This is a genomic window from Nonomuraea sp. NPDC059023 (genome assembly GCF_042740095.1).
GTDB lineage: Bacteria > Actinomycetota > Actinomycetes > Streptosporangiales > Streptosporangiaceae > Nonomuraea.
In genome coordinates this window covers 36,822-62,373 of the sequence record NZ_JBHYIO010000006.1, presented here as the reverse complement: position 1 = coordinate 62,373, position 25,552 = coordinate 36,822, and the positions used below count along the sequence as shown (strand labels likewise).

The following is a 25,552-nucleotide window of genomic DNA, read 5'->3' as shown; positions in this document are numbered from 1 at the left end:
AACGTAGTACGTTGAACGTTTACAACTGTACGGCCAACGTAGTACGTTGTGTCAACCGGGTCAGGGACCCAAATCGCAGAAATCCTCCGGGGCACCGCGAAGCCCCAGCTAGGAGCCACACGTGGTGGAGATCAAGGCACCGGTCTCCCGGTGGAAGCAGGTCGCCGAATACCTGAGGGAGCGCATCCTCGACGGCACTTTCCCCGCCGGACAGGCTCTACCGTCCGAACAACAGCTAGCCGAAGAGTTCGGCCTCTCCCGCCCGACGATCCGCAACGCCATCAACGAACTGAAGGCCGCTGGCCTGGTCGAGGTGCAGCGCCCGAAGGGCACATTTGTCCGCTCCCTCTCCGCGCGTCCCGCCCAAGTTGACCACCGCGGACTCACCCGAACGCCTGCCGGCACGTACGAAGACAGTGACCAAGCGGCCTGGGAGGAAGTGGACTCACCGTCTCACCTGCGCGTCAACGCCGCACTCCCGCAAGCCGAACTCCTGGCGATCCCCTCAGGGGAACCGATGCTCGTCCGCCTGACCTTGGAGAGGTCCGAAGGGACGTCGCGCATGCGCCGGCTCAGCGTGCCATTCAGCGTCGCCCAGGACACCCCATGGGCGGACAACCCCGCGCTGCCAGCGCCATCAGAGGTCTACGGCTACTTCGACCAGCAAGGCCGCCTGAGCTGGCAGGAGCACGTCCGGGCACGCATGCCGTTGCCGGATGAGGCGGAGACCCTGAAGGCCCTGGCCGGAACGCCCGTCCTCCACATCACCCGTGTCGCGACTCTGGAGAAGAGACCGATCGCGCTTGAAGAGGTGGTCGTCTGCGGAGACGCGCTAGAGGCCGTCTACGCGATCACCGCGTCGAAACCGCGGAGTCGATGACTTCACGCTGGCTCAGGCGAGCATAGGCACATGCCCTGAGGTACATGCCGTACAAGGTGCGGGCAGTAGATATGTCCAGGTCGAAGTAGTCGAGGAACTCGACCCTGGACATGCACACCGACTTCTCGGCATGCACTTGCGCGACCGTTTCGATCTGGTCGGTAACCCGCTGGTTGTTCCAGGCGTCTGCGTGTCTCATGGCGACCACCAGGCGCTGCCTCGGGCTGAGGTCCGCTGTCCGGCGTACTGACGTGCGACGCGGCGAGCTGCCTTCAATGGCTCAACGGCTGGATGCCATGCGTAGACGGGACGATGGCGCCGGTCGTTCCCCACAGTGCGCCACCAGAAGCGATGACCGTTGCACCACACCACAAGATCGGGACCTATGAACGCGAGCGCCAGCCCGTAGCCGGCATACACCTCAGCAGCGATCCCATCCCGTTCGAGGGCCTGCCCGAGCGCCCTCACAGCCGCAACCTCAGGAGCGGTATCCACAGCAACGCTCTCCTGCTCAGGCAGCGTGCTCGTCGACCGACTTGCGCGCGGCCATCTCGGCGAGAGCCTGCGCGATCAATGCCGCAGTCTGCGGCGTCACCCGTCCCAACTCGACGAACCCGGCGCCGAACTCGTTGACGTCCGCCCGCAGGTACGGCATGGCCTCGGCGCACCCGGTAGCCGTGAGAGCATCCTTGACCTTCGCCACAGAGTGCTGTGCTCGCGCCCACTCGCGGACGTAGCCGACTCCCTCTTCCAGCAGAAAGGCCGGATCTCCCTCTGCCCAGCGCGTCTCGGAAAGCTCACCCATGAGAACCGCCCCTTTCCGTCGTCAGATCGGAGCGGGAGAAGGGAGCGTCGGCGTGGCGGTCGATCTCGCACCACACGGCTTTGCCGGCATCGGTAACCCGTACGCCGTAGCGGTCGGCGTAGCCGTGCACGAGCTGCATGCCGTACCCGAACGTGGCCAGCTCTTCTGGCACGCGCCAGACCGGAAGATTGCGCGGGTCCGGGTCGCGTACTTCGATGCGCAGGGTACGCGCCGCATAGATGGCCAAGAGCCGTACAGGTAGCGCTTCGTCGCTCCATCCGGTCGCGTGGCGGACCGCGTTGCCGACCAACTCGGCCGTGATCAACGCCGCGGGGTCAACGAGATCCGAAAGGCTCCAGAGGAGGAGAAGATCCGACATGCAACGCCGCGCCGTACGCGACGACTCGGAGGTGAGAGGCAGCAGAAAGGCGCGCGTCCGATAGTCGTCCGGCTGCAGTGGGTACGGCAGCGGCTCAAGGTCGCTGACTACCCGGAACTCGCGTCGCATCCGGTTCTTCACCTCCCTTCCCTTCACCCGGTGTCGAGTGCGCTCGACACTAGGTGGGGATGGAGGCGACTACCCGCGCTCTGAGCGCGGGTTAGCAGGTAGCGCGGGTCAGTCGAGCAGGCCGACCCGGCGGGCGAGAGCGCGTACCTGAGGCTGGAACGTGGGCCGGGCACGCTTCAGCAGGGACCGCACGAGATCGCGCGCAAGGGTGTTGTACCGCAGGTCCTCCGGACCGCTGGCCTCGGCGTTCATGAGGTGCAGGATGACCGCCGCGTCCTCTTGCCGCTGGTCGTAGCAACGGGCGACTTCCAGCGCGAACGTCATGCGGCGTTCCAGCGAAGGGGATTGGTTCACGTCGAGCTGGTCTGCGATGTGGAGGGCTTCGGCTACCTCGCCGGCCTCCATCTCAACACTGACCAGGTGCAGGCCGACGTTCAGGGGCCCGAACACCGTCCAGAAGACGTTGCCCTCGCCGGAGTCACGAGCGGCCTCGGTAGCCGGCCCTTGGATGCGTTCCCTCGCGGTCCAATGATCGTGGCGACGTCCGGAGGCGATGGCAGCCACCAGCCACAACGCACCCTCAAGGGCTGCTTGATCGGGACGGCGCTCGGGGACCTCACGACGCAGTTCCTCGATGGACCGCATCGCCACGTCCTCGGCGCCTTCAGCCTCTCCCTGGGACAGGAGAATCTGGCCAAGGTTCCACTTGGCCGCGGCGACCCTCAGCGGGTCATCCGCGTTCTCCGCGGCGGTCACGGCGCGGTCGGCGACCATGAGTGACAGGTCCGTCCGCCCCACGCGCTTGGTGAAGGTTCTCAGCAGGTAGTACAGGTCAGCCGAGATCTGGTACGCCTCCCGCCGCGAGCCGGCCTCGGTCGAGGAACGGAGCGCGCGTACGGCGCCCTGGACATCGCGCGTGAGATCCGGGATGAGCGTGCTTACCTCAGTGAAGCGATTCGTGGACCCCTGCCACAGACCCCAAGCACTCTCGACCCGCGCTCTGAGCGCGGGCAGATCGGGACTCTCATCAAGCGGAACGTCATAGGTAGTTAGCACGCGCTGCAGTTGGCCCGCGACCGGGTGAAGCACACTGTCGCCCTCAAGAGAAGGCTCACCGATCAGCACCGCGACGGGCACGTCCAGCACACGGGCGAGCTGGTGAAGCATGGCGATCGTCGGCGTGCGAACCCCGCGTTCGATCTGGCTCAGATAGTTCTCACTTATGCCCGCCAGGCCGGCAACCACGGCTTGCTTCTTGTTGCGGGCAGTGCGGTAAAGCGAACCCGCTCACCGATAGGGATCTCCACCGAACCCACGGGGCCTCCTGCACATCCGTCGTCACCAGCGTGCCCGTGAACCACCGCTCTCCACCGTAGGCCGGAACGCCGAATCCCGTGAGAGTCTTGGCATGCGCGATCTCGTAAGAGGAGGGGCGGATCTGTGACCACTCACCGGCTCGTGCTCTGGGACATCGATCACACCCTGATCGAGACGGGAGGAGTCGGGCGCGAGGTGTTCGCCGCGGCCTTCGAGCAGACGACCGGTGTACCCATGAAGGACATGGCCGACCCCAGCGGCCGGACCGAACTGGTCATCTTCGGCGAAACCCTCGACCTGCACGGGATCCCGCGATCGGCCGAGTACTTCCAACGCTTCATCGAACTCCAGGCCCGCGGCTATGAGGAACGTACGCATGAGATGCGGCTACGAGGGCGCGTGCTGCCCGGTGCGGTCACCGCACTTCAATCGGTCGGACGGCTAGCAGGAGTTACCCAATCGGTCCTCACCGGGAACACCAGGCTCTCGGCAGAGGCCAAGCTCCGCATCTTCGACCTGCACCATCTCGTCGATCTTGAGATCGGGAGCTACGGCGAAGACGATCCAGTCCGCGCCAACCTGGTGCGTATCGCGCAGGAGCGGGCCGAACGCAAGCTTGGCCGCAGGTTCACGCGCGAGACGACGATTCTGATCGGGGATACGCCGCAAGACGTGACCGCAGGGCGCGAAGGCGGAGCCCACGTGATCGCTGTTGCCTCTGGGAAGAGCACAGCGACAGATTTGAAGGATGCCGGCGCCGAAACCGTCATGCCAGATCTGACTGATGGCATGGCACTGGCCAGAGCGATTGAAGTCCCAGGCACCTCGGCTGGCCGCGTTGACTGAGCGACCTGGACCTACTCACCATCTCCATCGAGAACTGGAACCACAACGAACTCCGATGCGGAGACGATCTCCCGTACCGCACTCACCTGAGCAGCGGTTGTTCGCAGAACGAGTTGCCATTGCTGCGCCTCCACCATCGCGCTGCCTTGCATGAAGATCGACACAATCGGCCCGGCGACCTGGACACTTGTCGCTAGCTGGTCACCTATGAGGCTGTGAGCGAGCGCGTAGGCGTCTTCACGACTTTCGGCCGTGGTGAGGATCTGGACATGGTCCGCCATCAGCCATCCTGCCGGTTGGTTGGGAGATCTCTGCTGCTGTGATGCTACGCCGCGTCGGCTTCACGAGCCTGCTGATGGATCAACATGGTGCCCAGATCGTCATTGCTCATCACCCCTAGGGTTCCCTAGCGTTCCGCTGCAATCCCGGCTATCACTGACCGACGCATGCTCTGGGGACGCAACCAATTATCTCTACGTCATCAAGGCAGCCGCCTATGGCGGCCGACGCGCATCGGGGCGGTCACTGGCCGCGCTGCGGCTCTTCGTCCGGTCGCGGCCAGCACCACCCACGCGCCAACCATCTCGGCACGCAGCTCTACGAGAGCCTCATCGAGTACCCTGCTTGGTCAGCCCTAGGCTCGCAACAGCGCCAGGGCGTCCCTCACGTCCCCAACTGTCCGATCGGGGATCATCACGCCCTAAATCGAGCCCCTGAGGTGGGACGATCGCCACCCTTTGGTTCCCATCGGAGATGGCTGGGGGCGATCGCTACCGCACCGCTTCCGGTGCTCGGGCCTAACAGCCCTGCGCTCCGGGTCGGCTTGCCATCGCCGAACTCGGGTACTCGCCCACGACACATGCTAGTCATGGGTGCCAAGCCGTTCCGCACCAGCCGCACAGAGGGCTCTCGCAGATTCCCAACGCATAGCCACACGAATCGACTACCTCGGCGACCCCAAGGCCCCAGCGATCAAACATCCTGGTACACCTGTGTACGTCGTCGTACGAAGAATCGCGCATTGGAGTCTCCGGATAAGCATTTGGAGACTCTCCTAGGCCACGCTTAGCTTTCGTGCGGCGCGACCATGAGCTTTACCGCATCAGGTCCCGGATGCGAGACCGTAGCAATAGTGGGCTGCTCGTAGCTGAAATCTATTTGCCGGTAGTCGCCTCGATACTCCGCAGGCAGCTCATTATCGGCGACAATCATCTGTACGCGGCCAGGATTTGCATCAGCCTGACGGACCATTCGCCTGTAGAGCGCCGCAGAGAGCGCTTCTGCTGTGTTCAGCGCCAGCCGTGGACTATCAATCATTAGGAACGCTGGATACCGAGTCTCGCGATCCCGCACGGCAACAGCGAGCAGAGACATCCAGTAAGCGACCTGCGTAGCAGTGATGATACCGCCACCTGGGCCACTGAATTGCGAGTACCTCTGCCCGTTAAGCAAAGGCAAATAGTTGGTGGCGTGAATACCGGCATTCGTTACGCCTGGAATGCCGATAGCCGCCGCAGCCTCTTGGAACTCCTCATTCAATGCCTCAAGGATGCTGCGGCGCCGAGAGTTCAACGCATCCTGAGCACGTTCCATGTCCGCAACGATCTGGGCCTTCTCTTCCTGAAGGTCTTGAACAGCTGTGCCTAGGTCGTCAGCACGGTCCCATTGACGCAACACCTGTTCCAGATACTCTTGTTTTGTCCGAGCGACGGCGAGTCGGTCAGCCGCATCGCTAAAAGCTTGCAGGCGCGGGGTGATTCGTTCGGCTGTTCGCGCATCGATTTGAACGGTAAGTGATTGGACGAGCTGCTCTCTATCTGAAACCATCTGCATAGTCAGGCGGAGTTGGTGGTCGATTACAGCAAGATGATTCTCCATCTCTACGAGTTGATCCTTAAGTTGGAGCAACTCGTACTGGCCACCGCCAGCACCTTCGGTCGCTGGCACAGGGTCAGGCTGTAGGCAAACGCGACAGCTACCGTGCGGGATCTCGCGGCCGGCAAGCGATTGCATGCATCGAGGGCATACAACGAACTCGATATCAGCCAAACGCTCTCCCGCATCATGCATACGTTCGAGCCTGTGTAGATCCGCTTGAACACGACGTCGCTCTCCCCGGTACTCTCCCTGTCTCCGGGTGAGATCGATCACCACACTGCGAGCCTCAGCTACGCCACGCTCAGCTTCATTCAGCAAGTCACGTAGTGCTTGTGTTTCGCGATCGGCGATCGGGTCGACGGTATCACGCAACCGCCTCTGTTCTTCCTCGGCCGCCCGCTGCTCAGCCACAGCCTCTTGGAAGGCCGCTTGGGCATCCACTTGTTCGGCAGTATTACTCTCACGAAGGAACGCGAGGACGGTCGCGTGCTCTCTCTCTGCCTCTGCTATCGAGCCATTCAGTATATTAACCTCGGATTGCATCTTCAGGATGTCTGTATTGGTTAGACCGAATAGCAGCTCGAAAACTGCCTTTCGTTTCGGTTCCCTGTAACCCTCTTCGCTATGCGCAATCTCTCTGTTGATAGCCGACTGCGGTACGTACAGATACGAGAAGACGTCAGCGAACGTTATGCGGTCACCGGCGCGGCTACTACCCTTTGTTCGAGCAGCTGCTCTCACATCATCAGGCAAACCCAATGCCTGCATTAGAAGCGTATTGAGACTAGGCTGCTGTCGGTAGTCAGTGAAATGATCCGGAAGCCTCTCATGAGCGATCAGATCATAGACGCGGACTGCATTGCGTTTAGCGGAGTCGACGCTGCGATAGATCCGGAACCGAGATTCTCCCATCAATACTTCAAGCGTGACTCCGTCGACATGGTTACGAACTACGTCCGCGAGCGCACCATCGCCGCCGAACCCGTACTTGATAAGCTCAAGAAGCGTTGTTTTTCCAACGCCAGTTCTGCCTGCTAGAACTGTAAGATCGGAAGGGAAGGTGTACTCAACGTTTCCCTCGATAGTACTGATTAGGACAGTGTTTATCCTAAATTGGGTGGTCACTGGATCACCTGCCTGTACGGGCGGTCCATCAGGCCAGCCAGTCGTTGATAGATCAGCTCTTTCAGGGTGTTTCCTGCTAATCCGGATGACGCCTGCGCAATAGCGAGTGACCGGTCGCTAGTTTTCGCCCAGGCATCTGAAGCCGCTATCGCGCGAGCCGCTCGCCGCCCTAAAGGAGTAGGAACGAGTGCGACACTACCCCGACGTCCTTTCGCATAGCGGAGTAGGCCGCGACCCACAAGCGCCCCGATTACTGGATAGTACTTGTCATCCCAGGGGCCATATTTGTAGCGGGTCATCGGCGCCTCGACATCTGTTGGCATGACGGTGTCCTCCTCGCTTAGGTGAAGGCGGCCGTCGGCTGGGTCGAGGGCATCAAGTACCGTCGGCGCGAGCGCTGGATAGCGTAAGAGAAAGTCCAACTTGGCAAGCTTGGTCAAGCCATCGAGTTTGCCAGAGTGGCCAGGCGTGCTAGATACAGCTTCTACTAAGAGGAGCACGCGGGCCTGGTGATAGGCGAGGTCTTCCCGCAACAATGCAAGCTCGTAGGGATCGCGTGGGGTACTCATGACGCTGACTCCTGCAGTGCACGGAGTCTGTCGATCTCCACTTGAACTTCGAAAGCCGGGCTGAACCAGATTTTGCAACGGTTCACGAGATCACAGACCCCACCAAGAAGCAAATCGTGGTCCATGCCAGGATGCATGTCGTCGAGGTTCAGCCCGTTGATCAGCAACTGGAGTTCCTTCCATAGGGCGTTGCCGATGGGTTCGGGCACGTGGGACAGTGATTCGCTCGCTTGATCGCCGATGCGAAGTAGCACGCGGACCAGGCGCTCTTTGTCGAGACGCGCGGCTGGGTCACCACTACCACGGTTTCGCCAGTAGTTCTGGTAGTCCAGCTTCAGGTGCTCGGCACGCTCGATGCTGTTGTCAGTGCAGCGCCCTGCGGCCATCTTGACGGCTAGTGGACTCGTCCGAAGTATGCGCGTGAGAGGCATGTAACCGCCAGGGTTTGCTATGGCAGTACGTACAGCTATGTCGATGTCGCCCAAGGTTACGATCCTAGAGGCTAGGGAACGCTCCATGTCAGCCAGGCTTGGGGCCGGCGCTCCAAGGGGGTAAGCAAGCACTGCTGGCAGTCCTCCCTCTGGCTTAGGACCAGCAGCCCGCATTCTCGCGCGGAACAGGGCAAGAACCGCTTCCCAGACCGACTCAGCCTGAATGTCGGGTCGGCCAAGCCGGTCGAGGATCGGCTTGGCATACATGGCCGGCGCGGCATATGAGACGTAAAGACGGCTGGGGCTCGGATCGGGCAAGCTGAGCATGGAAAGAAAGCGTGCAACCTCTGCGCTCTGCTCAGCCGTCGGGATGGAGATGTCCCGGGGCTCGCCCTGCTGCCACTCATGAGGCATGTCCGATCGGCCGAGGAGCGCCCGGGCAAAGCCCGTGACAGAACCATCCGAAGACGCTAGCGACGTCCCAGCCAGCCTTTGGGCTCGAAGAACAACCGTTGCCTTCGCAAGGTTTTGAGCGGCCCCCGCGGCAAGTCCGACGTTGGTAGCAAGCCGACATGTCGGTTGCTCCTTGAGCATCCTCCACCTGAGAAAGAGGTGAGCCAGACCACCGTCTCCCAGAAGCTGGTTGTAGGTAGTGAACGCCCCGAACGCTGGCTCCTTGTGCTTGGCCGAGACAAGCTCTGCGTCGCTTGCCCGGACAGCCACCCAGTCTTCGTGGTGCTCACAGATGAGTCGACAGTTGTCATCATCTACAAGCTCTTTGGCCTCGTTCAATGCTGACCGATATAGGGCCAGGCCGTCGGCAGCCGCCATGGAAGCCTGCCAGTCGAACAGGTCTGCGGTCCTGGCTCCCGCGTCGTCGGTGGGCACAGTGGACACGACGAGCTGAACTGCTGTCACAGGTGTCCCTGCCGAGTCGGACGACACCAGCTAACCATAGTGAACAAGTCGTGAAACGTCCTCTTACTGACGCCAATCAACCTGTGTGCAGTCAAATAGTAAGCTTCTCCGTCAAACGAATGATGTGTAGGGCGTGCATGCCGAGAATTCGGCACCCATGCCTTTTTTAGCCCTTGGCCTTTATGGCTTTGGGTGGGACCGAAATGCACCAACAGTCCGAGATGGCTGCCGTGGTCTGCTTGTCACCGAAGCGCGGGTTCTCGCCTTCGCCGATCAGCACTCAAGTACAGCAACGCGCCCGGACGCCGGCTCATCACCACGTACCTCCACATACGCCTGACCAGCACCGCGACGCCTCAGCCGCGCCTTCGCCGTTCACTCGTAATGAAGGGTCGCCGAGCCGCACGATCTAGAGGCGGTAGGCCCTGTCCAAGGATTCGATCTTGTGGCGCAGCTCTGTCACCTGTGACGCCGAGTTCGAGTAGGCGGAGATTAGGTCCACAGAAGCATGGTCTTGCCCTCTGCGCCCTTCGGGCGTGGGGGGCAAGGCTGTTTTGTTTGGGCCCAAGGGCATGGTGCTTCGCTTCGCTCCGCGCGTTCTTCCAGTCGGGGCGTTGCCCCGACCCCTGGAGGGCCTCCCTTCGGTCGGGCGTTCGTTTGAGGCCCGCCCGTTGCCCAGTTGGGTGGTTGGATCCCGCCCTGGTCATTGGGCCTCGCTTCGCTCGGGCCGTCCTATCAGGCGCCTTCGGCGCGCGGCTTGCGCCTGGGTAAGCGTTGTGCCAGTGCCGAGTGCTTGTTGGCTAAGGACGGTGAAGTCCGTGCCCAGGATGAGCGTCTGCCGCGTTCGGACCGGAGCTGGCCGGGCCCACGAGGTCATGGTCGTACATCCACGCCCGGTGCGCGGGCACGAGCTGCCGCCACACGCGCGCCCAGTTCAGGCCGTTGTCCGTCATGCCGGGCAGCATGACGATGGTCGGCCCGCCCTCGCCTTCGACCCGGACGTGGATCTTGCGCCCCCGGACGGTGATGAAGCGGCCGGGGGCCGGGAAGGGGCGTGTGTCGGCGCGCTCGCTGAGCACCTGATAGGCGGCGCTGACGGCTCCGGCCAGGGCGAGGCCAAGGGCAGGGTCCGGCGACTGGACGAGACCGCGATGGAGCAGCTCGACGCCGACGTCGGCAGGCTCGCCGAGGACTACCTCCGCCGCCCCCTGATCACTACCTTCCGGCGCGTGGCTGGGCTGCGCGCCGACGTCTTCTCCATGCTCGACGAGCGCCACCTGTACCTGGTGGCCGGGAAGCTGTGCGCCCTGCTCGCGCACGCCTCCGCCGACCTGGGGCACCCAGCCGAGGCCGACACGCACGCCCGGACAGCGCTGGTGTGCGCGGAGCTGATCAACGACGGCCCACTGCGCGCCTACACCCGATGGGTGCAGTCCCTCATCGCCTACTGGCGGGGCGACTACCGCAGCGCCGCCGATATCGCCGCCCTGGGCCGCGACCACGCGACGACGGCTACCGCGATGCTGCGATTGACCTCGCAGGAGGCGCGGGCGCTGGCCGCCGCCGGGCTCACGGGCGAGTTCGCCGGGGCCGCCGCCCTCGCCCTGACGTGCCGTGACGCGGCGACCGGCGAACCAGACGTCGAGGCGGGGGTGTTCCGCTTCAATCCCGGCAAGGCCGCCTACTATGCCGCCGAAGCCCATACCGCCGTCGGAGACTTCCCTCGCGCGATGGTCGAGGCGACCGAGGCGATCACCCTTCTGGAGGCCGAGGCGGTCCCTTCGCCGGAGCTGATCGCCGCCGCTCGGCTGGACCTGGCGGCGGCGCACATCGCGGCCGGAGACATCGACGGCGCTGCCGACCCCCTGCGTGAGGTCTTGAGAATGGCCCCGCAGCACCGTACGGTGCCGATCATCGGCAGGGTCGTGGCCGCTGTGAAGCGCCTCAACGAATCCGATGCGCCCGTCGCCGCTGAACTGGCGGCCGAGGCGGAGGTCTTCACCGTGTACCCGGCCGGTCCGGCAGCGCTACCGTCAGCAGACCCGACTGAAGGATGATCACGTGATTCAAGTATCGGTGTGCGGACCTCGCGCGGCCACCGAAGACGACTTGGCCAACGCCCGCCGGGTCGGTCGGCTACTCGCCCAGCATGGGCCGCCGTGATCTGCGGCGGGTACACCGGTGTGATGGAGGCGGTCGCGGAGGGCGCGGCCTCGGACGGTGGGCTGGTGATCGGTGTTCTGTCCGCCGGGACCAGAGAGAACGCCAACCCTCATCTCAGCGTCGCGATCCCGACGGGGATGGGGGAAGCGCGCAACGCCATCATCGTGAACTCGGGTGACGCCGTGATCGTGGTCGGCGGGTCCTGGGGCACCTTGTCGGAACTGGCCCTCGCCCGCCGCAGGGACGCCAAGGTCGTGCAGATAGGCGGCTGGAGGATCAGCGCGGCCGATGGCTCGCCCGTTGAAGGAGTGGTTTACGCGGCCACCCCGGAAGAGGTCATCGAGGCGACCGGGCTGTTCTGAACGACGCCCGAACTGTGACCTGCGTCATAGTCGCCGGCACTTCATGATCAAACCGCGTGACCGCCGTCAGCCAGCGGCGTATGCGACACCAGCCCGCACCTCACCGGCGATCACCCGTTGCTCATCTGGACGAAGCAGGGGCTGCACGCGACACGCCGCTTTGGCTTCCGCTTCGACCTGCCGCCCGACTGGCCCGCCTGGAAATCCAGCAGCCGCGCCGACGCCCTCGGGCCACGCATGCTCCTCACACGGCAGCTCCCCGATCACCTGATGTCCCGGCCAGGACGGTACAACCTGACAATCGGCCTGTCTCTGACCGCTCGTACCAGGAGAGGGTTCATCGATCCGGGGACGCCGCGTCGCCGAGCATTGGGTGGTCATGCCCAGCTTGCGTCAAGCGACGGAACCGCGATCCGAGTCGGCCGTACGGGACATCGCCCATACATTCACGCGTCTGCTTTGGATTTTGACTGGTACGACCTTTTCAGTTGGTGTACCCGCTGCTTGGACAGGCCGGTGATTCGTGCTGTGTCGGGCTCCGACCAGCGCGCCGTTAGCTCGGCGACGACTTCTTCTCCCATTTCCAGGCTACGGGCCGCGTGTAGTTCGGCCAGCCTGCGCTCGTCGCGCCAGGCTTTCACCTTGGCTGTCAATTCGCCGGGCAGATCAAGGATGAGCGTGACGGGTGGCGGGTTCTCGGGCCAGGCCCATTCGTGAGCCTCTGCCAACTCCCGCTCCAACTGGGTCAGATTGCTGGCCACGGCCACGCCGCGCACTCGTTTTGAGTGGTCTCGGGCGGTCCAGCCGCCCTCTTCGAAAGTGACCGTGTAGGTAATGGGCTCAGTCATGATGGTTCTCCAAGTCTTCGATGGCGGCTCGCAGATCTACCAGTGCCTCAAGGTACGCGGCCGGTCGAGCGTCTGGGTTCGCCGGAACGTAGACCATTGCCGACCGCTTGCCATGTCTGATGACCACCACGGCACAGGTCTCGCGTTTGTTGTGGAACAACCAATCAGCGGTTGCCCCGGCGGCTGCGACGATGGCGTTGACCTCGGCCGTAGCGCGGAAGTGTGGGGACATTCTCGCTCATGATCTTGTGAGTCTAGCCTACTAGGAACGAACGTTCCTAGTAAAGTGGGAAGTCGACCTTTTCGATCATCTGCCGCAGCTCTGGCACCTGAAGCGCTGGGTTCGAGTAGATGGTGCTCCGCTTCGCTCCGCGAGTTCTTCCAGTCGGGGTGCGAACCCGACCCCTATTGGGCTTCGCGGGCCCACCCCGCTGCCCGGCTATGTGGCTGGGCCCGCCTTTCACCAGCGAAAGCTGCCTGGATGCGGGCCGGTGTCGGCCTAGTGCGTGAGAGGTCTCTCATGGTGGTGCCAGCGGCGTCTCATCGGTCGCCGGAAGGCTGCTGGTGGTGGACAAAAGACGAGGAGACCGGACATGGGCAAGATCAAGCTGGTTCTGATGGGTTCGGTGCTCGGGATGGGGCTGGGGGCGGCGGCGCTGGCCGTACCCGCGCTGGCGGAGGAGCGGACGTGCCGTGGCTCGATTGGGGCGAGCACGCTCGACAACGTACGGGTGCCGCAGGGCGCGACGTGCACGCTGACCGGTACGCGGGTGAAGGGCACGGTCAAGGTGGAGCGGAACGCGGTGCTCGTGGCGCGCGGGGTGCACGTGATCGGCAACGTCCAGGCCGAAGGCGCGCGGGCCGTCACCGTCACCGGGGGTTCCAAGGTGGGCGGGAGCGTACAGGTCAAGCAGGGCGGGGCGGCGACGGTCCGTTCGTCGCGGGTCACCGGTGACATCCAGTACGACGCCAACCGGGGCCGGCTCCAGGCGGCCGGCAACCGGGTCGGCGGGAGCATCCAGATCGTCGGCAACCGCGGGCGGGCGCTGGTGGAGCGCAACACGGTCAAGGGCAATCTGCAGTGCAAGGAGAACAGCCCGGCGCCGAAGGGCGGCGGCAACGTGGTCGGCGGCAACAAGGAGGACCAGTGCCGCCGCCTCTGACCACGTGACCGCCTGTCCGCGGCGGGCGCGGGTAGTGACCGGCTGGTCGCGACCACATGGGCCGCGACCATAGGCGATGGGCTACTTTTCGGTGGTCAGCGGGAGTTTGATCGAGGTGCCGCCCAGTTCGACGGTGACCTTGGCGCCGGTGCCGGGTTCGGCGTCGTCGCCGCCGCCGGTGCCGCTCGGGTCGAGGTTGAAGTCGTCGTTGCTTCCGGTCAGGATCAGGCCGAGCCGGTGTCCTGCCTTGAACTCGTAGTCCTGCGGTTGCAGCTTCCAGGTGATCCGGTACGCCCTGCCGGGCACCAGCGGCGTCGAGTGGCTCAGTGACCTGTGGTTCTGCGCGTCGATGATTCCGCGGCTGACGACGTTGAAGGCGGTGGGCGCCGTGTTGTCGGCGGCCCTCAGGTAGCAGGCGTCGTCATCGTTCGTGCTCGCGCCGACGCAGTCTTCGCCGCCGATGAACTTGAGCCCCTCCCCGCGGTCCGGGCCTGCTTCGCGGTGGTTGATGCGGGTGTCGGTGCCGTAGTCGACGAGCAGGACGCCGAGGTTGGCGGCCGGCTTGTCCAGCTTGACCCGCATGCTCACCGACGGAGTTCCGGACAGCCGCGTGGCGGCCTTCAGCGGCGGGGTCAGGAAGGCCAGGCGGTTGGGGTTGGTGATGGCGGGGGTCTCGGACATCGCGGTCTCGGTCCTGGCGACGTCGACGTAGCTGCCGGTGCCGGTGGACGGTGTCGTGGCCAGCGAGCCGTCCTGCTGCGGGCGCAGGGTGACGGTCCTGGACGGTGCGGGCCAGGCGGCCTCGGTGAGCCAGCGGCCGGGGCCGTGCTGCACGTCGATGCGGGGCCGGCGCATGATGTCGTTGTCGATGCCCATCAGCTCGTGGTCGAACCACTTGTGCAGGGTGTCGACCCATACGTCGCGGCGTGCCCAGAAGGGGTCGAGGTGACCGTACTGTGTCACCCACGCCTTGCGTTCCACGGTACGCGGCAGCTTGGCCCACCATTCGGAGAAGTGGCTGCCCACCACGTTCCGGTCCTGGAAGCCCATCACCGCGAAGACGCTGGCGCGCACGTTGCTCGCCTTGAACAGCGGTCCGTCGCGATAGTCGCGCTCGTGCCAGAACGCGTTGTAGTCGCCGGTGCCGTCGTCGGAGTCCTCCTGCATCTTCTGGCGGATGGCCCCGCACTTCTCGTCCGGGTCCTTGTCGACCCGCTTGGACTGCCAGGCCGTCCCGCCCTTGAACCAGGTGAGGGTGCCGTTCGCGCGCCACATCTCGTAGCCTCTGCTGAACGACGCCAGCGGCACGATCGTCTCCAGGCCCCGCACGCCGGTGCCGGCGATGCCGACGGCGAGTGATCCCTCGTAGGAGTGACCGATCATCCCGGTACGCCCGGTGGTCCAGGTCGCCTTGACCGGGGCGCCCTTGGCGTCGTAGGCGGTCGCGCGGCCGTTGAGCCAGTCGACGACCGCCTTGCCGCCCAGCACGTCCGACGGGCCATAGGAGGTCGGGCAGCCTTCCGACAGCCTGGTGCCGATCATGTCGACGGACACGAACGCGTAGCCGCGGGGCACGAAGTAGTTGTCGTAATACATGGGGAACTTCATCACGTTCCCCTCAGCGTCGTACTTCTTCTTCTCGATCTCGAAGCCGACGCCGGGCTCGTCGTAGTACGGGCTTTCCTGCATGATCACCGGGACCTTGAGCCCGGAATCGGACTCCTTCGGCCGGATGATGTCGACCCGGACCAGGTCCTTCTTGCCGTCACCGTCGCTGTCGACGGTCGACTCGACGCGGACGTGCTCACGGATGGCGTCTTCGTAGGAGAAGGTGGGCTGGGTGAGGTTGTCTGAGACCTCAATCGTCGGGGCCACGAGTGCGCTCGCGAGTGCCGCGATCACTGTGTACTTCATGGCGCCAACGGTCGCGGACGGCCCTGACACCGGACCGTCGCGCCGCTGACACGCTCAGGCCGGTGGTTCCAGCATGGGGACGAGGAACCGGCGGGCCACCGCGGCCAGCTGTTCGTCGTCGTCCAGGTCGATGATCGCGCTGGGGATGGTCAGGAAAGAGGTGGAGATGCGCACCATCATCTCGGCCACGAGGTCGACGTCGAGGCGGCCCGAGACGTTGCCAGCGCGTTGCTCGCTGCGGAGCTGGCCGGCGACGAAATGCCGGACCGTGGCCAGGGTCTGACCGCCGTCGGCCGTCATGGAGGGGACCAGGAGATCCGGTTCCGTGGCGATGAGGCCGCCGATCAGCGGGTTGCCGCGAATGGCCCGCAACGAGCTGACGAAGCCCAGAACCACCCGGTCGGCGGCGGTGCCGGCTTGCTCGATGTCGATGAGGAACCGGTCGAAGTAGCGGCGGAACTCCCGGCGTACCACGTGTTCGACCAGCGTGTCCTTGCTGTCGAAGCGCCGGTAGACCGTGATCCGCGACACCTTGGCCAGGCGGGCGACGTCCTCCATGGTGGAGCGCCTGATGCCCATCCGGCAGAACTGCTCGTACGCCGCGTCGAGGATGCGCGTCCGTAGCTCGTCGGTGTCGTCGACGCGCTCGACGGCGTCGACGTAGGCGCGCTCCAGCAATCCGGACAGCACGGATTCCACGACCACCTCCTGTAGGGGATTCTGCCTCAACCGCGGTCTTGTGATGCTCGTCACCCTGTGCTCTGATGATGATACACGGATGCAAGGGTTGTTTCTTCGTATCATCCCTTTCTCGCATGCCCTGAAAGGAGTGCGAGCATGGCAGAGTTGAGCAGGCGCGAGGCACTGATCTCGGGCGCCGCACTGGGAGCGCTCGGCGCGTTAGGGGTGTCCGCCCCGGCGCAGGCGGACTCCCTGGCCGGCGACTGGACCTGGCCCGCCAGCGGTTCGATCGCGGGTTCCGGCACCGGCGCCGACCCCCGCTGGGTGTGGGACGAGGTGGCCGATCCGCTGCTCGCCTCACTGTTCGAGCGCGGTGCCATCCCCGAGGTCAACCGGCTGCTGTACGACTGGAACCGCAACGACCAGCCGCTGCCCGCAGGACTGCCGGAGGATCTGCGGGCCTTCATCGAGCAGGCGCGTCAACTCCCGTCGTGGGCCGACCCCGCCAAGCTGGACGCCGGGGCGCGCTTCCACGCGCTCAAGGGGAACTACATCGTCGTCCTCACGATCGTCGGCGCCGGGATGCTGGCCACCGCCATCCCCAAGGAGGCCCGCGCGGTCTACTACTCCGCGGGCGGCGCGGATCTGAAGGACCGGATCGCCAAGACGAACATCCTGGCCTACGCGGTCCGGCCCCAGAACGCCTGGGGCGCCGGCGGCACGGCCGTGGTCGAGGCGGTGAAGACCCGGCTGGTGCACGCGGCGGTACGGCACCTGCTGAAGTCGTCCCCCCACTGGTCGGGCCCCATCCCGATCAGCCAGGAGGACATGCTCGTCACGTGGCACACCCTGGCGACGTACTCCATGCGCGGCCTGCGGGAGTGGAAGGTGCGCATGTCCGCCACCGAGGTCGAGGGATACCTGCACTCGGTGCAGATGCTGGGGCACATGCTCGGCATCAGGGACGAGTTCCTCCCCGCCACCTGGGAAACCTCCTACACCCAGTCGGACCTGGTCCTGCCCAGGAACATGGGGCCGACCCGGGAGGGAGTGGAGCTCAACGCCATCCTGCGGGACATGCTCGCGGAGCTGACCAGCCCGGGAGGCATCGACAAGCCGCTGGTCAACGCGTTCTCCAGATACCTCACCGGCAACCAGGTCGCCGACTGGAACGGCATCCGCCGCGAGCCGCTGTGGGACCCGGTGGTCAAGACCGCCTGGCCGCTGCTGGTGCGCTTCCGGGAGGGACTGATCGGGCTGCCGCTGGTGCCCGCAGCCGCCTGGCTCCTCGACGAGATGGTCAAGAAGTGGACCACGTACTACCTCACCCGCGGCGCGCAGACCAAGATCGTGATCCCGACGGGCAACCGGCCCGGCTAGGGGCGCGCTTCTTCGGGATACCCGGGCAGCTCTCGCAGCGCGGGTGAGGTCTCCCAGCTCGTCACTTCACGAGAGGCGTGCGCCACGAACCGGGCGAGCAGCAGCCGGCTGTTCTCCAGCTTCGCCTGGAACTCCGGCCGTGACAGGCCGGGACGGATCTCGTCGATCGCGTCGAGGGCATCCTGGGCGCTGGCCGTCACGTCGTTCTCGCCGGCGACGATCTGCGCACGGAAGAGGGCGTGCAGCGCGACTCCCTGGGCCTGGTCGCTTGCGGCGCGCGCCTCGTGGTAGGCGGATCCTCCGGAATCGTCCTGCCGTCTGTACCACCGCGTGGTCCGTGCCTGCCGGAGGGTGGTCGCCGCCGCGGCGAAGGCGCCGTAGGCCTCGATCCGCTCCTGTCTGAGCTGGGAGCTTCTGAGCCGCTTGTCACCATGATCGGACGCCCGTCGTTGTAACCAGTACGTGACGATGGAACCCAGCAGAGTTCCCACAACGGCAACGGCTCCGGCCAGCACGGTCTCCATGGCCTCATACGATCACATCCACCGCCCTCGAACGCCGCGTACGGGCCGTCTTGTGGCTTGATCGCGAAAAGCGATGATTTCCGATTAAGTCAATCGCTCAAGGCTATGGTGGTACGCGTGTCCGACATCGAGTTGCGCCACCTGGCGGCGATGGCCGCCATCGCCGAGGAGGGTTCGTTCGGCCGGGCGGCCGCCCGGCTCGGCTACACCCAGTCAACGGTGAGCCAGCAGGTCGCCGCGCTGGAGAAGGCCGTCGGCGGCCTGGTGTTCGACCGGCCGGGCGGCCCCAAGCCCGTCCGCCTCACCCCGCTCGGCTCCGTGGTCCTCGGCCACGCTCGCGACCTGCTGGCGAAGGCCGGCGCGCTGAACGACGCCGTGGAAAGGTTCAAGGCGGGCGACGGCCGGATCGACATCGGCACGTTCCAGAGCGTTTCCAACGTGATCCTCCCCTCGGTGGTACGGCGGCTGCGTGCCGAGCACCCCGGCTGCGACATCAGACTGTCCGAGGAGGAGCCGGACCAGCCGCGGATCGGCGACCTCGACCTGCTGTTCTACGACGGGGTCATCGACGGCGACAGCGATCACCTCAAGCTGCTCGACGATCCGTACCTGCTGGTGGCGGGGGCCGGCGCCTTCCCCGACGGGCCGGTCGCGCTGGAGCGGCTCGACGGTGTCCCGATGGTGGCCTGGCCGCTGACCTGCGACCAGCCCTTGATGGAACAGGCTCTGGCCCGCGGCGGCGCCCGCCCGCAGTTCGTGTTCCGCAGCGCGGTCAACGACACCTTGTTGTCGATGGTGCGAGCGGGTCTGGGTTCGGCGGTGCTGCCGTGGCTCGCCATCCGCGGGGCCGGCGTCTCCTCCGACGACCGGCTCCGCGTCCACGAACTGCGGCCCTCCCCGCCGCCGCGGGAGATCTACCTGCACTGGCGGGCCGGCCGCACCCACTCACCGCTCGCTGGTCGAGCCATCGAGATCGCGGCCGAGGTCGCGGCCGAACTCGCGCCGCCGGCCAGTGCTTGACGCGTGCGGAACCGGGGCCGGGGTGAAGTGGACGGCGATGAGGAGGTTGGGGACCCAGCACAGCCAGGCGATCGCCACGTAGGCCGTGGTGAAGTCGAGGGTGATGAGCTCGGCCGAGGCCAGCCCGCCGTACCCGAGGAGCATGAGGCGCAGCGTGACGGCGGAGAAGGTGAGGGCGAAGCTGCGGATCATCCAGCGGCGGTGGTCGGCCACGCGGCCGGTGAGGATCATGCGGAGGCCGATGGCGCCGGTCACCAGCCAGCTGACGGCCAGGCCGGCGAAGCCGAGGCCGGCGATCGGGCCGCCGTGGGCGGTGGGAGCCAGGAGGAGTCCGCCGATTCCGCCGGCCAGGCAGCCCAGGAGGTAGAGGACGCCGATGGCGCGGTGGAGGCGGGGCAGGCGGCGCCGTATCGCTCCCACGAACTGCAGGGGCCCGATCGCAAGGGCGACGATCGCACCGGAGATGTGCAGTCCGAGGGCAAGGACACGTTCGGTGTAGATCTCGCGTTGCTGCGGGAAGTACACGGCCGGGTCGAAGGTCAGGTATTTCGCGGCGATGAAGACGATGAACAAGGAGAGCACAGTCATGAGGGCCCAACCGGCCCGGCTGATCCGCATGCGCACAGCATGATCCGGGAGAGATCGGCCGGGCATCGGGTGCGCCCCTGAGTACTGCCCTGGGGTCACCCCTGCCTCATCTCAGGGGGCGGTTGGAGGGGTGCGCCCAGCATGGTCGAGCATGGAGGCATGTCGCGCGAGGCCGATTTCTTCGAGAGCTTCCGAGGTCGCCTGGAGGCGATCGCCTACCGGATGCTGGGGTCGGCCGGCGACGCCGAGGACGCGGTGCAGGACACCTTCCTGCGCTGGCACGCGGCGGACCGTGAGCTGATCGAGACGCCCGAGGCCTGGCTGACGAAGGTGCTCACCAACCTCTGCCTCAGCCAGCTACGCTCGGCGCGGGTCCGGCGGGAGACCTATGTGGGGCAGTGGCTGCCGGAGCCGGTTCTGGCCGGGGACCGCATGCTCGGCCCGGCTGACACCGCCGAGCAGCGTGAGTCGGTGTCCATGGCGATGCTCACCCTCATGGAACGGCTCTCGCCCAACGAGCGCGTGGTGTACGTGCTGCGCGAGGCGTTCGGCTACCCCCACCGCGAGATCGCGGAGATCCTCGACCTGACCGAGGCGAACTGCCAGCAGGTCTTCCGGCGGGCCAAGCAGCACCTGGCCGCCGGGCGCTCCCGTGGCGAGGTCGACGCGGGGGCGGCGGAGAAGATCGTCCGAGGATTTCTGGCCGCGGCGCTCAGCGGCGACACCGAGCCGCTGGTCCGGCTGCTCACCGATGACGCGGTCAGCGTGGCCGACGGCGGTGGCCGGGTACCGGCCCGCAGGACCCCGATCGTCGGCGCGCCGGACATCGCGCGGTACCTGGCGCGCGTGTTCCGGCCGACCGACGCCAAGCGGGCCATGCTCGGCGGCGACGGTCTCGCCTTCCACGACGTCGTCGTCAACGGCGGTCCCGCCCTGCTGGCCCAGACCGGTGACCGGGTCTTCGGCGTCTTCTGCCTCGACGTGGGCCCTGACGGGGTCGCGGCGATCCACCTTCAGGTCAACCCCGCCAAGCTTGAGCGCATCACCCGGCAGTGGGCGGCCGCCGGGCCGCATCGGCCCATCGCGAGCGCGTGGTGAGTCACGTCACGTTCCCTCACTGTCAGGAATCGGGCGGCTGTCCGGTTCAGGAGGTGTACGCAGCCGACAGCGAAGAAACGGGAAGACATCATGAGCAAGGTTTGGTTTGTCACCGGGTCGTCGCGCGGGCTTGGCCGTAACTTCGCCGAGGCGGCCCTGTCGCGCGGTGACCGGGTGGCGGCTACCGCCAGGAACGCCGGAAGCCTTGACGGGCTGGTCGCCGCCCACGGCGACGCGGTGCTTCCGCTGGAGCTGGACGTGACCGACAAGGCCGCGGTCTTCGAGAGCGTGAAGCTGGCCAAGGAACGCTTCGGGCGGCTCGACGTCGTCGTGAACAATGCCGGATACGCCCAGATCGGCGCGATCGAGGAGCTGACCGAGCGGGAACTGCGCGACCAGTTCGAGACGAACCTGTTCGGGGCGGTCTGGGTTCTCCAGGCGGCGCTGCCCCACCTGCGCGAGCAGGGTTCGGGGCACATCGTCCAGCTGTCCTCGGTGGCCGGGCTGGTCGCCATGCCGCTCGGGGGCGCGTACCAGGCCTCCAAGTGGGCCCTCGAAGCGCTCAACGAGACCCTGGCCCGTGAGGTCGCGGGGTTCGGGATCAAGGTGACCGTGATCGAGCCCGCCGGGTTCGCCACCAGGGACGGGAAGAATCCCGATCCGCTGGACAACGGGTTCATGGCGGAGACCAACCCGGCCTATGACGGGCTGCGGCAGAGTCTGGCCGGGGTCATGAAAAATCAGCCTTCCGGGGACCCGGCCGCCGCGGCCCGGACGCTGCTCACGATCGTCGACTCGGCCGAGCCGCCGCTGCGGGTGCTCTTCGGGCAGGGTTTCTATCCGATGATCCAGCAGGTCTACGCCGACCGGCTCAAGACCTGGGCCGACGGGCAGGACCTTTCGGCGGCGTCCCACGGCTGACTACTCCCCCCGGCGTAGTCGGGACCGCCACTGGTGCGGGGGCGGTAGCGGCAATTGACTTCACGGGTACGACGTCTCTGAGCTGCGGCTCGACCACGATTGCGGGCATGACGATATCGGTCCGCACACGCACGGGGTCCACGCTGGCGACGGTGGCGGTCGTGCAGTTCATGGTGTCGCTGGACCTGTCGGTGGTCAACGTCGGACTCCCGCAGATCGCGGCCGGCCTCGGCTTCAGCGCGGTGGGACTGACCTGGGTGATCCACGCCTACGCGCTCACCTTCGGCGGGCTGCTCCTGCTCGGCGGCAAGGCGGCCGACCGGTATGGCCGTAAACAGGTCCTTCTGCTGGGCCTCGGCCTGTTCGGCCTCGCCTCGCTCATCGGCGGCTTCGCCCAGGAACCCGGCCATCTGATCGCCGCCCGCGCCGCCCAGGGCATCGGGGCCGCCGCGCTGGCTCCGGCCGCGTTGTCGCTGCTGGCCACGACGTTTCCCGGGGGCAGGGAGCGGGTGCGCGCCTTCGGCGTCTGGAGCGCCACCAACGCGGCGGGCGGGGCGCTCGGCGTGCTGATCGGAGGTCTGCTCACCGAGTACGCGAGCTGGCGCTGGGTGATGTTCGTGAACGTGCCGATGGCCGCCGGCGCGCTGGCCCTGGCCTGGAGAGGTGTCGCCGCGGAACCGGCGCCGGTTCGCCATGGTCGTCCGGACGTGCTCGGAGCCGTCCTGGCCACGGCCGGCGTGACCCTGCTGGTGTTCGGCATCGTGCGTACCGAACACCATGCGTGGACCTCGCCGACCACGGTGACGACGCTCGCGGTCGCGATCGCGCTGCTGGTCGCGTTCGTGCGGGTCGAGCTGACCACCCGGCGCGAGCCGCTGATCCGGCTCGGCCTGTTCGCCAACCGGTCGGTACTCGGCGCGAACCTGTTCAACCTGCTGGTCGGCGGAGCCATGGCCGCGTCCTTCTACTTCGCCTCCCTCTACCTCCAGCGCGTGCTCGGAACGGGGCCGGCGCTGACCGGGCTCATGTTCCTGCCGATGGCGCTCGCGGTGGTCGCCGGGTCCGTGCTCGCGGTCAAGCTCGGCTACCGGGCCGCGCCGCGCACGCTGCTGATCGCCGGCGCGCTGCTGACCGGGGCCGGGTTCGCCTGGTTCGGGCAGATCAGCCCGGACGGTTCCTTCATCACCCACGTCCTGGGGCCGTCGGTCGTGATCGGGGTCGGGTTCGGGCTCTGCCTCGGGCCGGTCGTCTCCACGGCCACCACCGGCGTCGCGGCCCACGAGAGCGGCACCGCGTCGGGCCTGCTCAACAGCTCGCGCCAGATCGGCGCCTCGCTCGGGCTGGCCGTCCTCGGCACCGTGGCACACCACCGCACCGGCCAGGTCCTCACGCCGCAGACCCTCACCGACGGCTACGCGCTCAGCCTGACCGTCTGCGCCGCGCTCCTGGCCGCCGCCGTCCTCATCGCCCTCACCGTCCTGCGCAGGAAGGCCGTCCCGGCATGACCATCACCCCGATCGATCTGTTCGCCTCCTCTCTCCATCTCCACCAAGACGGCCAGGTCAAGGCCGGAACCCCCGGCCAGGACGGCTGGCGGCTGACCGCCTTCCACGCGAAGACCGGCGCCGACGTCCACGCCGACCACTGGGAGATCCACCCCGAGGCCGAGGAACTGGTGTCCTGCCTCATCGGGAAGATCCGCCTCTACCTGCGTCCGGAACGGCCCGGCCAGCAGGAGGAGGAGATCAGGCTGATCGCCGGAACGGCGGCCGTCGTCCCGCGCGGTCGCTGGCACCGCATCGAGCTGGACATCCCCAGCAACATCATGGCCGTCACCCTTCCGCGCGGCAGCCGGCTGGAGAAGCGATGAACGCCACCGAGTCGCCCGGCATGGCGCGGCTGCTACGCCCCCATGCCCTGAGTTTCGCCGCCGTGGTCGTTCTGCAGGTCATCGGGGCCGTCGCGGGGCTGGCGCCGCTGCTCGCGGTCGTCGAGCTGGGCCGTACGCTGCTGTCGCCCGGCCCGCTCGACCACGGCCACGTCTGGACCGTCGTGATCGCGGGAGCGGCCGGGTTGTTCGTCCGGCTGCTGTTCACGGCCGCGTCGTCCGGGATCGGGCACCTGGTCGACGGCCAGGTTCAGCTGATGTTCCGCCGGCAACTGGCGGCGCGGCTGGGACGGGTCCCGATCGGCTGGTTCTCCCGGCGCCACAGCGGCGAACTGGCCAAGGTGGTCGGCGACGACGTGAGCGCCGTGCACCCGTTCATCGCCCACACGCCGGGCGAGCTCGTCTCCGCGTTCGTGGTGCCGCTCGTGTCGCTCGTCTACCTGTTCACCGTCGACTGGCGGCTCACGCTGATCACGCTCATCCCGGTCGTGCTGGCCCTGGCGCTGGTACCCCTGATGATGACCCCGGCCAGGCTGCGCGAGCAGAAGGCGTTCGACGCGGCCATGGGACGGATCACGAGCTCGGTCGTCGAGTTCGTGCAGGGGATCTCGGTGGTGAAGGCGTTCGGTGGATCCGGGCGGGCCCACAGCAGGTTCGTGACGGCCGTGGACGAGTTCGTCGGCATCTTCTCCCGGCTGATCTACGGCATCTCCGGGATCGGCGCGGGCATGCAGGTGGCGTTGTCGCCGCCGTTCGTGCTGCTGGTGGTGCTGATCGGCGGCACGGTCCTGATCACGTCCGGAGGTCTCGCACCCGCCGACCTGCTGCCGTTCCTGCTGCTCGGGCTGGGACTGACCGCACCGGTGGCCGCCCTCGGCCACGGCTTCGACGAGATGCAGGCCGCCGGGCGCGCGGTCGGGCGGATCAAGGACGTGCTCGCGGTGCCGTCCCTGCGCGAGCCCGCGCGCCCGGTCGCGCCGCAGGGGTACCGGGTGGAGCTGCGCGACGTCCGGTTCGGCTACGAGGACGATCACGAGGTGCTGCGCGGGATCGACCTCGTCCTGGAGCCGGGTACGGTCACCGCCGTCGTCGGCCCGTCGGGCGGCGGCAAGTCCACGCTGGTCCAGTTGCTGCCGCGGTTCTTCGACCCGAGCCACGGGTCGGTCCTGCTGGGCGGGGTCGATCTGCGCGAGCTCGGCAGCCGGGAGCTCTACCGGTCGGTCTCCTTCGTCTTCCAGGATGTGCGGCTGCTGCGCGCCTCGGTCGCGGACAACATCGCGCTGGCCGTACCGCACGCCGATCACGACGACGTGGTACGCGCCGCGCGCATGGCCAACATCCACGAGCGTGTGCTCGAACTGCCACGGGGCTACGACACCGTGATCGGCGAGGACGTGAAGTTGTCGGGCGGCGAGGCGCAGCGGATCTCGCTGGCCCGCGCGCTGCTCGCCGACGCGCCCGTCCTCGTGCTCGACGAGGCGACCTCCTTCGCCGACCCGCACACCGAACAGGCGGTACGCCGGGCCCTGGCCCGGCTGGCGGGTGAGCGCACGATCCTGGTCATCGCCCATCGCCTGGAGACGGTCGCCGACGCCGACACCGTCGTACTGCTGGAGGACGGGGCGATCGTCGAGCGCGGCAGGCCCGCCGAGTTGCTGGCGCGGGGTGGCAGGTTCGCCGCGTTCTGGCAGTCCCACCGATCACCGCAGGGAGACGAACTCTGAT

At 66.4% G+C, this 25,552-nt stretch carries 25 protein-coding genes and 1 pseudogene; 12 read left to right on the top strand and 14 right to left on the bottom strand.

All coding sequences use genetic code 11. The features are described from left to right. The first annotated feature begins 121 nt into the window (after positions 1 to 121). Complete coding sequence (locus tag ACFWYW_RS12280; RefSeq protein ID WP_379609802.1) at positions 122 to 880, top strand: GntR family transcriptional regulator; 759 nt, start codon at positions 122 to 124, stop codon at positions 878 to 880. On the opposite strand, the gene ACFWYW_RS12275 is transcribed toward ACFWYW_RS12280, so the two are convergent. From ACFWYW_RS12275 to ACFWYW_RS12260, 4 genes and pseudogenes are all read right to left on the bottom strand, one after another. Next, the gene (locus ACFWYW_RS12275) at positions 852 to 1,079 is read right to left on the bottom strand and encodes a hypothetical protein (protein WP_379609801.1); all 228 of its coding nucleotides are present in this window, start codon (positions 1,077 to 1,079) and stop codon (positions 852 to 854) included. The two genes, ACFWYW_RS12280 and ACFWYW_RS12275, sit on opposite strands and share 29 nt — an antisense overlap. 312 nt (positions 1,080 to 1,391) lie before the next feature. Then, the gene (locus tag ACFWYW_RS12270) at positions 1,392 to 1,685 is read right to left on the bottom strand and encodes a hypothetical protein (protein ID WP_379609800.1); all 294 of its coding nucleotides are present in this window, start codon (positions 1,683 to 1,685) and stop codon (positions 1,392 to 1,394) included. Continuing rightward, positions 1,678 to 2,205: an ATP-binding protein gene (locus ACFWYW_RS12265; protein ID WP_379609799.1), complete on the bottom strand. Its 528-nt coding sequence runs from the start codon at positions 2,203 to 2,205 to the stop codon at positions 1,678 to 1,680. The genes ACFWYW_RS12270 and ACFWYW_RS12265 overlap by 8 nt, the downstream gene beginning before the upstream one ends. Positions 2,206 to 2,301: 96 nt before the next feature. Then, a pseudogene (locus ACFWYW_RS12260) lies at positions 2,302 to 3,456 on the bottom strand (helix-turn-helix domain-containing protein); the annotation flags it as partial. Positions 3,457 to 3,633: 177 nt separating this feature from the next. On the opposite strand from ACFWYW_RS12260, the gene ACFWYW_RS12255 reads away from it, so the two are divergent. Further along, positions 3,634 to 4,356, top strand: coding sequence for an HAD family hydrolase (locus tag ACFWYW_RS12255; RefSeq protein ID WP_379609798.1), 723 nt, complete (start codon positions 3,634 to 3,636; stop codon positions 4,354 to 4,356). An 11-nt stretch (positions 4,357 to 4,367) separates the two neighbouring features. On the opposite strand, the gene cutA is transcribed toward ACFWYW_RS12255, so the two are convergent. The 5 genes from cutA to ACFWYW_RS12230 form a co-directional block, all read right to left on the bottom strand. Continuing rightward, the gene (gene cutA / locus ACFWYW_RS12250) at positions 4,368 to 4,637 is read right to left on the bottom strand and encodes a divalent cation tolerance protein CutA (RefSeq protein ID WP_379609797.1); all 270 of its coding nucleotides are present in this window, start codon (positions 4,635 to 4,637) and stop codon (positions 4,368 to 4,370) included. Positions 4,638 to 5,421: 784 nt separating this feature from the next. Beyond that, the gene (locus ACFWYW_RS12245; RefSeq protein ID WP_379609796.1) at positions 5,422 to 7,359 is read right to left on the bottom strand and encodes an AAA family ATPase; all 1,938 of its coding nucleotides are present in this window, start codon (positions 7,357 to 7,359) and stop codon (positions 5,422 to 5,424) included. Further along, positions 7,356 to 7,928, bottom strand: coding sequence for a hypothetical protein (locus ACFWYW_RS12240; protein ID WP_379609795.1), 573 nt, complete (start codon positions 7,926 to 7,928; stop codon positions 7,356 to 7,358). Before ACFWYW_RS12240 ends, ACFWYW_RS12245 begins: the two co-directional genes overlap by 4 nt. Beyond that, the gene (locus ACFWYW_RS12235) at positions 7,925 to 9,304 is read right to left on the bottom strand and encodes a hypothetical protein (protein WP_379609794.1); all 1,380 of its coding nucleotides are present in this window, start codon (positions 9,302 to 9,304) and stop codon (positions 7,925 to 7,927) included. Before ACFWYW_RS12235 ends, ACFWYW_RS12240 begins: the two co-directional genes overlap by 4 nt. A 773-nt stretch (positions 9,305 to 10,077) precedes the next feature. Continuing rightward, entirely contained in the window at positions 10,078 to 10,554 is a 477-nt protein-coding gene (locus ACFWYW_RS12230; protein ID WP_379609793.1) for an alpha/beta fold hydrolase, read from the bottom strand. Between ACFWYW_RS12230 and ACFWYW_RS12225 the strand changes: the two genes are divergently transcribed. Beyond that, entirely contained in the window at positions 10,507 to 11,334 is an 828-nt protein-coding gene (locus ACFWYW_RS12225; protein ID WP_379609792.1) for a hypothetical protein, read from the top strand. The two genes, ACFWYW_RS12230 and ACFWYW_RS12225, sit on opposite strands and share 48 nt — an antisense overlap. A gap of 129 nt (positions 11,335 to 11,463) precedes the next feature. After that, positions 11,464 to 11,802, top strand: a complete 339-nt coding sequence (locus tag ACFWYW_RS12220) for an LOG family protein (protein ID WP_379609791.1) — start codon at positions 11,464 to 11,466, stop codon at positions 11,800 to 11,802. Positions 11,803 to 12,248: 446 nt separating this feature from the next. On the opposite strand, the gene ACFWYW_RS12215 is transcribed toward ACFWYW_RS12220, so the two are convergent. Then, on the bottom strand, positions 12,249 to 12,650 hold the full coding sequence (locus ACFWYW_RS12215; protein WP_379609790.1) for a hypothetical protein: 402 nt from the start codon (positions 12,648 to 12,650) through the stop codon (positions 12,249 to 12,251). Between the two features lie 593 nt (positions 12,651 to 13,243). On the opposite strand from ACFWYW_RS12215, the gene ACFWYW_RS12210 reads away from it, so the two are divergent. Then, positions 13,244 to 13,813: a hypothetical protein gene (locus tag ACFWYW_RS12210; protein ID WP_379609789.1), complete on the top strand. Its 570-nt coding sequence runs from the start codon at positions 13,244 to 13,246 to the stop codon at positions 13,811 to 13,813. Positions 13,814 to 13,894: 81 nt separating this feature from the next. On the opposite strand, the gene ACFWYW_RS12205 is transcribed toward ACFWYW_RS12210, so the two are convergent. Continuing rightward, positions 13,895 to 15,727, bottom strand: coding sequence for a CocE/NonD family hydrolase (locus ACFWYW_RS12205; protein WP_379609788.1), 1,833 nt, complete (start codon positions 15,725 to 15,727; stop codon positions 13,895 to 13,897). Positions 15,728 to 15,781: 54 nt separating this feature from the next. Continuing rightward, positions 15,782 to 16,426: a TetR/AcrR family transcriptional regulator gene (locus tag ACFWYW_RS12200; RefSeq protein ID WP_379609787.1), complete on the bottom strand. Its 645-nt coding sequence runs from the start codon at positions 16,424 to 16,426 to the stop codon at positions 15,782 to 15,784. 138 nt (positions 16,427 to 16,564) lie between these two features. On the opposite strand from ACFWYW_RS12200, the gene ACFWYW_RS12195 reads away from it, so the two are divergent. Beyond that, entirely contained in the window at positions 16,565 to 17,788 is a 1,224-nt protein-coding gene (locus tag ACFWYW_RS12195) for an oxygenase MpaB family protein (RefSeq protein ID WP_379609786.1), read from the top strand. Here the strand turns inward: ACFWYW_RS12195 and ACFWYW_RS12190 are convergent. Next, on the bottom strand, positions 17,785 to 18,312 hold the full coding sequence (locus ACFWYW_RS12190; RefSeq protein WP_379609785.1) for a hypothetical protein: 528 nt from the start codon (positions 18,310 to 18,312) through the stop codon (positions 17,785 to 17,787). The genes ACFWYW_RS12195 and ACFWYW_RS12190 overlap by 4 nt on opposite strands. Positions 18,313 to 18,429: 117 nt before the next feature. Between ACFWYW_RS12190 and ACFWYW_RS12185 the strand changes: the two genes are divergently transcribed. Then, positions 18,430 to 19,332 (top strand): LysR family transcriptional regulator, encoded by a 903-nt coding sequence (locus tag ACFWYW_RS12185; protein WP_379609784.1) that lies wholly within the window; start codon positions 18,430 to 18,432, stop codon positions 19,330 to 19,332. On the opposite strand, the gene ACFWYW_RS12180 is transcribed toward ACFWYW_RS12185, so the two are convergent. Next, positions 19,258 to 19,920: a DUF2306 domain-containing protein gene (locus ACFWYW_RS12180; protein WP_379609783.1), complete on the bottom strand. Its 663-nt coding sequence runs from the start codon at positions 19,918 to 19,920 to the stop codon at positions 19,258 to 19,260. The two genes, ACFWYW_RS12185 and ACFWYW_RS12180, sit on opposite strands and share 75 nt — an antisense overlap. Before the next feature lie 141 nt (positions 19,921 to 20,061). On the opposite strand from ACFWYW_RS12180, the gene sigJ reads away from it, so the two are divergent. The 5 genes from sigJ (at position 20,062) to ACFWYW_RS12155 (ending at position 25,551) form a co-directional block, all read left to right on the top strand. Beyond that, positions 20,062 to 21,018 carry an RNA polymerase sigma factor SigJ gene (gene sigJ / locus ACFWYW_RS12175; RefSeq protein ID WP_379609782.1) on the top strand — a complete coding sequence of 319 codons (957 nt, stop codon included), beginning with the start codon at positions 20,062 to 20,064 and terminating at the stop codon, positions 21,016 to 21,018. Positions 21,019 to 21,108: 90 nt separating this feature from the next. After that, complete coding sequence (locus tag ACFWYW_RS12170; RefSeq protein ID WP_379609781.1) at positions 21,109 to 21,939, top strand: SDR family NAD(P)-dependent oxidoreductase; 831 nt, start codon at positions 21,109 to 21,111, stop codon at positions 21,937 to 21,939. Positions 21,940 to 22,046: 107 nt separating this feature from the next. Beyond that, a complete protein-coding gene (locus ACFWYW_RS12165) occupies positions 22,047 to 23,444 on the top strand; it encodes an MFS transporter (protein ID WP_379640973.1) in 1,398 nt (465 codons plus the stop codon). After that, on the top strand, positions 23,441 to 23,809 hold the full coding sequence (locus ACFWYW_RS12160; protein ID WP_379609778.1) for a cupin: 369 nt from the start codon (positions 23,441 to 23,443) through the stop codon (positions 23,807 to 23,809). Before ACFWYW_RS12165 ends, ACFWYW_RS12160 begins: the two co-directional genes overlap by 4 nt. Next, positions 23,806 to 25,551 (top strand): ABC transporter ATP-binding protein, encoded by a 1,746-nt coding sequence (locus ACFWYW_RS12155; protein ID WP_379609777.1) that lies wholly within the window; start codon positions 23,806 to 23,808, stop codon positions 25,549 to 25,551. The genes ACFWYW_RS12160 and ACFWYW_RS12155 overlap by 4 nt, the downstream gene beginning before the upstream one ends. The last annotated feature ends 1 nt before the right edge of the window (position 25,552 follow it).

Excerpts from the sequence above, each read along its gene's own strand:
- ACFWYW_RS12205 (WP_379609788.1), bottom strand. The coding sequence starts at position 15,727 with ATGAAGTACACAGTGATCGCGGCACTCGCGAGCGCACTCGTGGCCCCG.
- ACFWYW_RS12165 (WP_379640973.1), top strand. The coding sequence starts at position 22,047 with ATGACGATATCGGTCCGCACACGCACGGGGTCCACGCTGGCGACGGTG.
- ACFWYW_RS12240 (WP_379609795.1), bottom strand. The coding sequence starts at position 7,928 with ATGAGTACCCCACGCGATCCCTACGAGCTTGCATTGTTGCGGGAAGAC.
- ACFWYW_RS12190 (WP_379609785.1), bottom strand. The coding sequence starts at position 18,312 with ATGGAGACCGTGCTGGCCGGAGCCGTTGCCGTTGTGGGAACTCTGCTG.
- ACFWYW_RS12180 (WP_379609783.1), bottom strand. The coding sequence starts at position 19,920 with ATGACTGTGCTCTCCTTGTTCATCGTCTTCATCGCCGCGAAATACCTG.
- ACFWYW_RS12155 (WP_379609777.1), top strand. The coding sequence starts at position 23,806 with ATGAACGCCACCGAGTCGCCCGGCATGGCGCGGCTGCTACGCCCCCAT.
- ACFWYW_RS12215 (WP_379609790.1), bottom strand. The coding sequence starts at position 12,650 with ATGACTGAGCCCATTACCTACACGGTCACTTTCGAAGAGGGCGGCTGG.
- ACFWYW_RS12270 (WP_379609800.1), bottom strand. The coding sequence starts at position 1,685 with ATGGGTGAGCTTTCCGAGACGCGCTGGGCAGAGGGAGATCCGGCCTTT.
- ACFWYW_RS12170 (WP_379609781.1), top strand. The coding sequence starts at position 21,109 with ATGAGCAAGGTTTGGTTTGTCACCGGGTCGTCGCGCGGGCTTGGCCGT.
- sigJ (WP_379609782.1), top strand. The coding sequence starts at position 20,062 with ATGGTCGAGCATGGAGGCATGTCGCGCGAGGCCGATTTCTTCGAGAGC.
- cutA (WP_379609797.1), bottom strand. The coding sequence starts at position 4,637 with ATGGCGGACCATGTCCAGATCCTCACCACGGCCGAAAGTCGTGAAGAC.
- ACFWYW_RS12160 (WP_379609778.1), top strand. The coding sequence starts at position 23,441 with ATGACCATCACCCCGATCGATCTGTTCGCCTCCTCTCTCCATCTCCAC.
- ACFWYW_RS12195 (WP_379609786.1), top strand. The coding sequence starts at position 16,565 with ATGGCAGAGTTGAGCAGGCGCGAGGCACTGATCTCGGGCGCCGCACTG.
- ACFWYW_RS12275 (WP_379609801.1), bottom strand. The coding sequence starts at position 1,079 with ATGAGACACGCAGACGCCTGGAACAACCAGCGGGTTACCGACCAGATC.
- ACFWYW_RS12220 (WP_379609791.1), top strand. The coding sequence starts at position 11,464 with ATGGAGGCGGTCGCGGAGGGCGCGGCCTCGGACGGTGGGCTGGTGATC.
- ACFWYW_RS12210 (WP_379609789.1), top strand. The coding sequence starts at position 13,244 with ATGGGCAAGATCAAGCTGGTTCTGATGGGTTCGGTGCTCGGGATGGGG.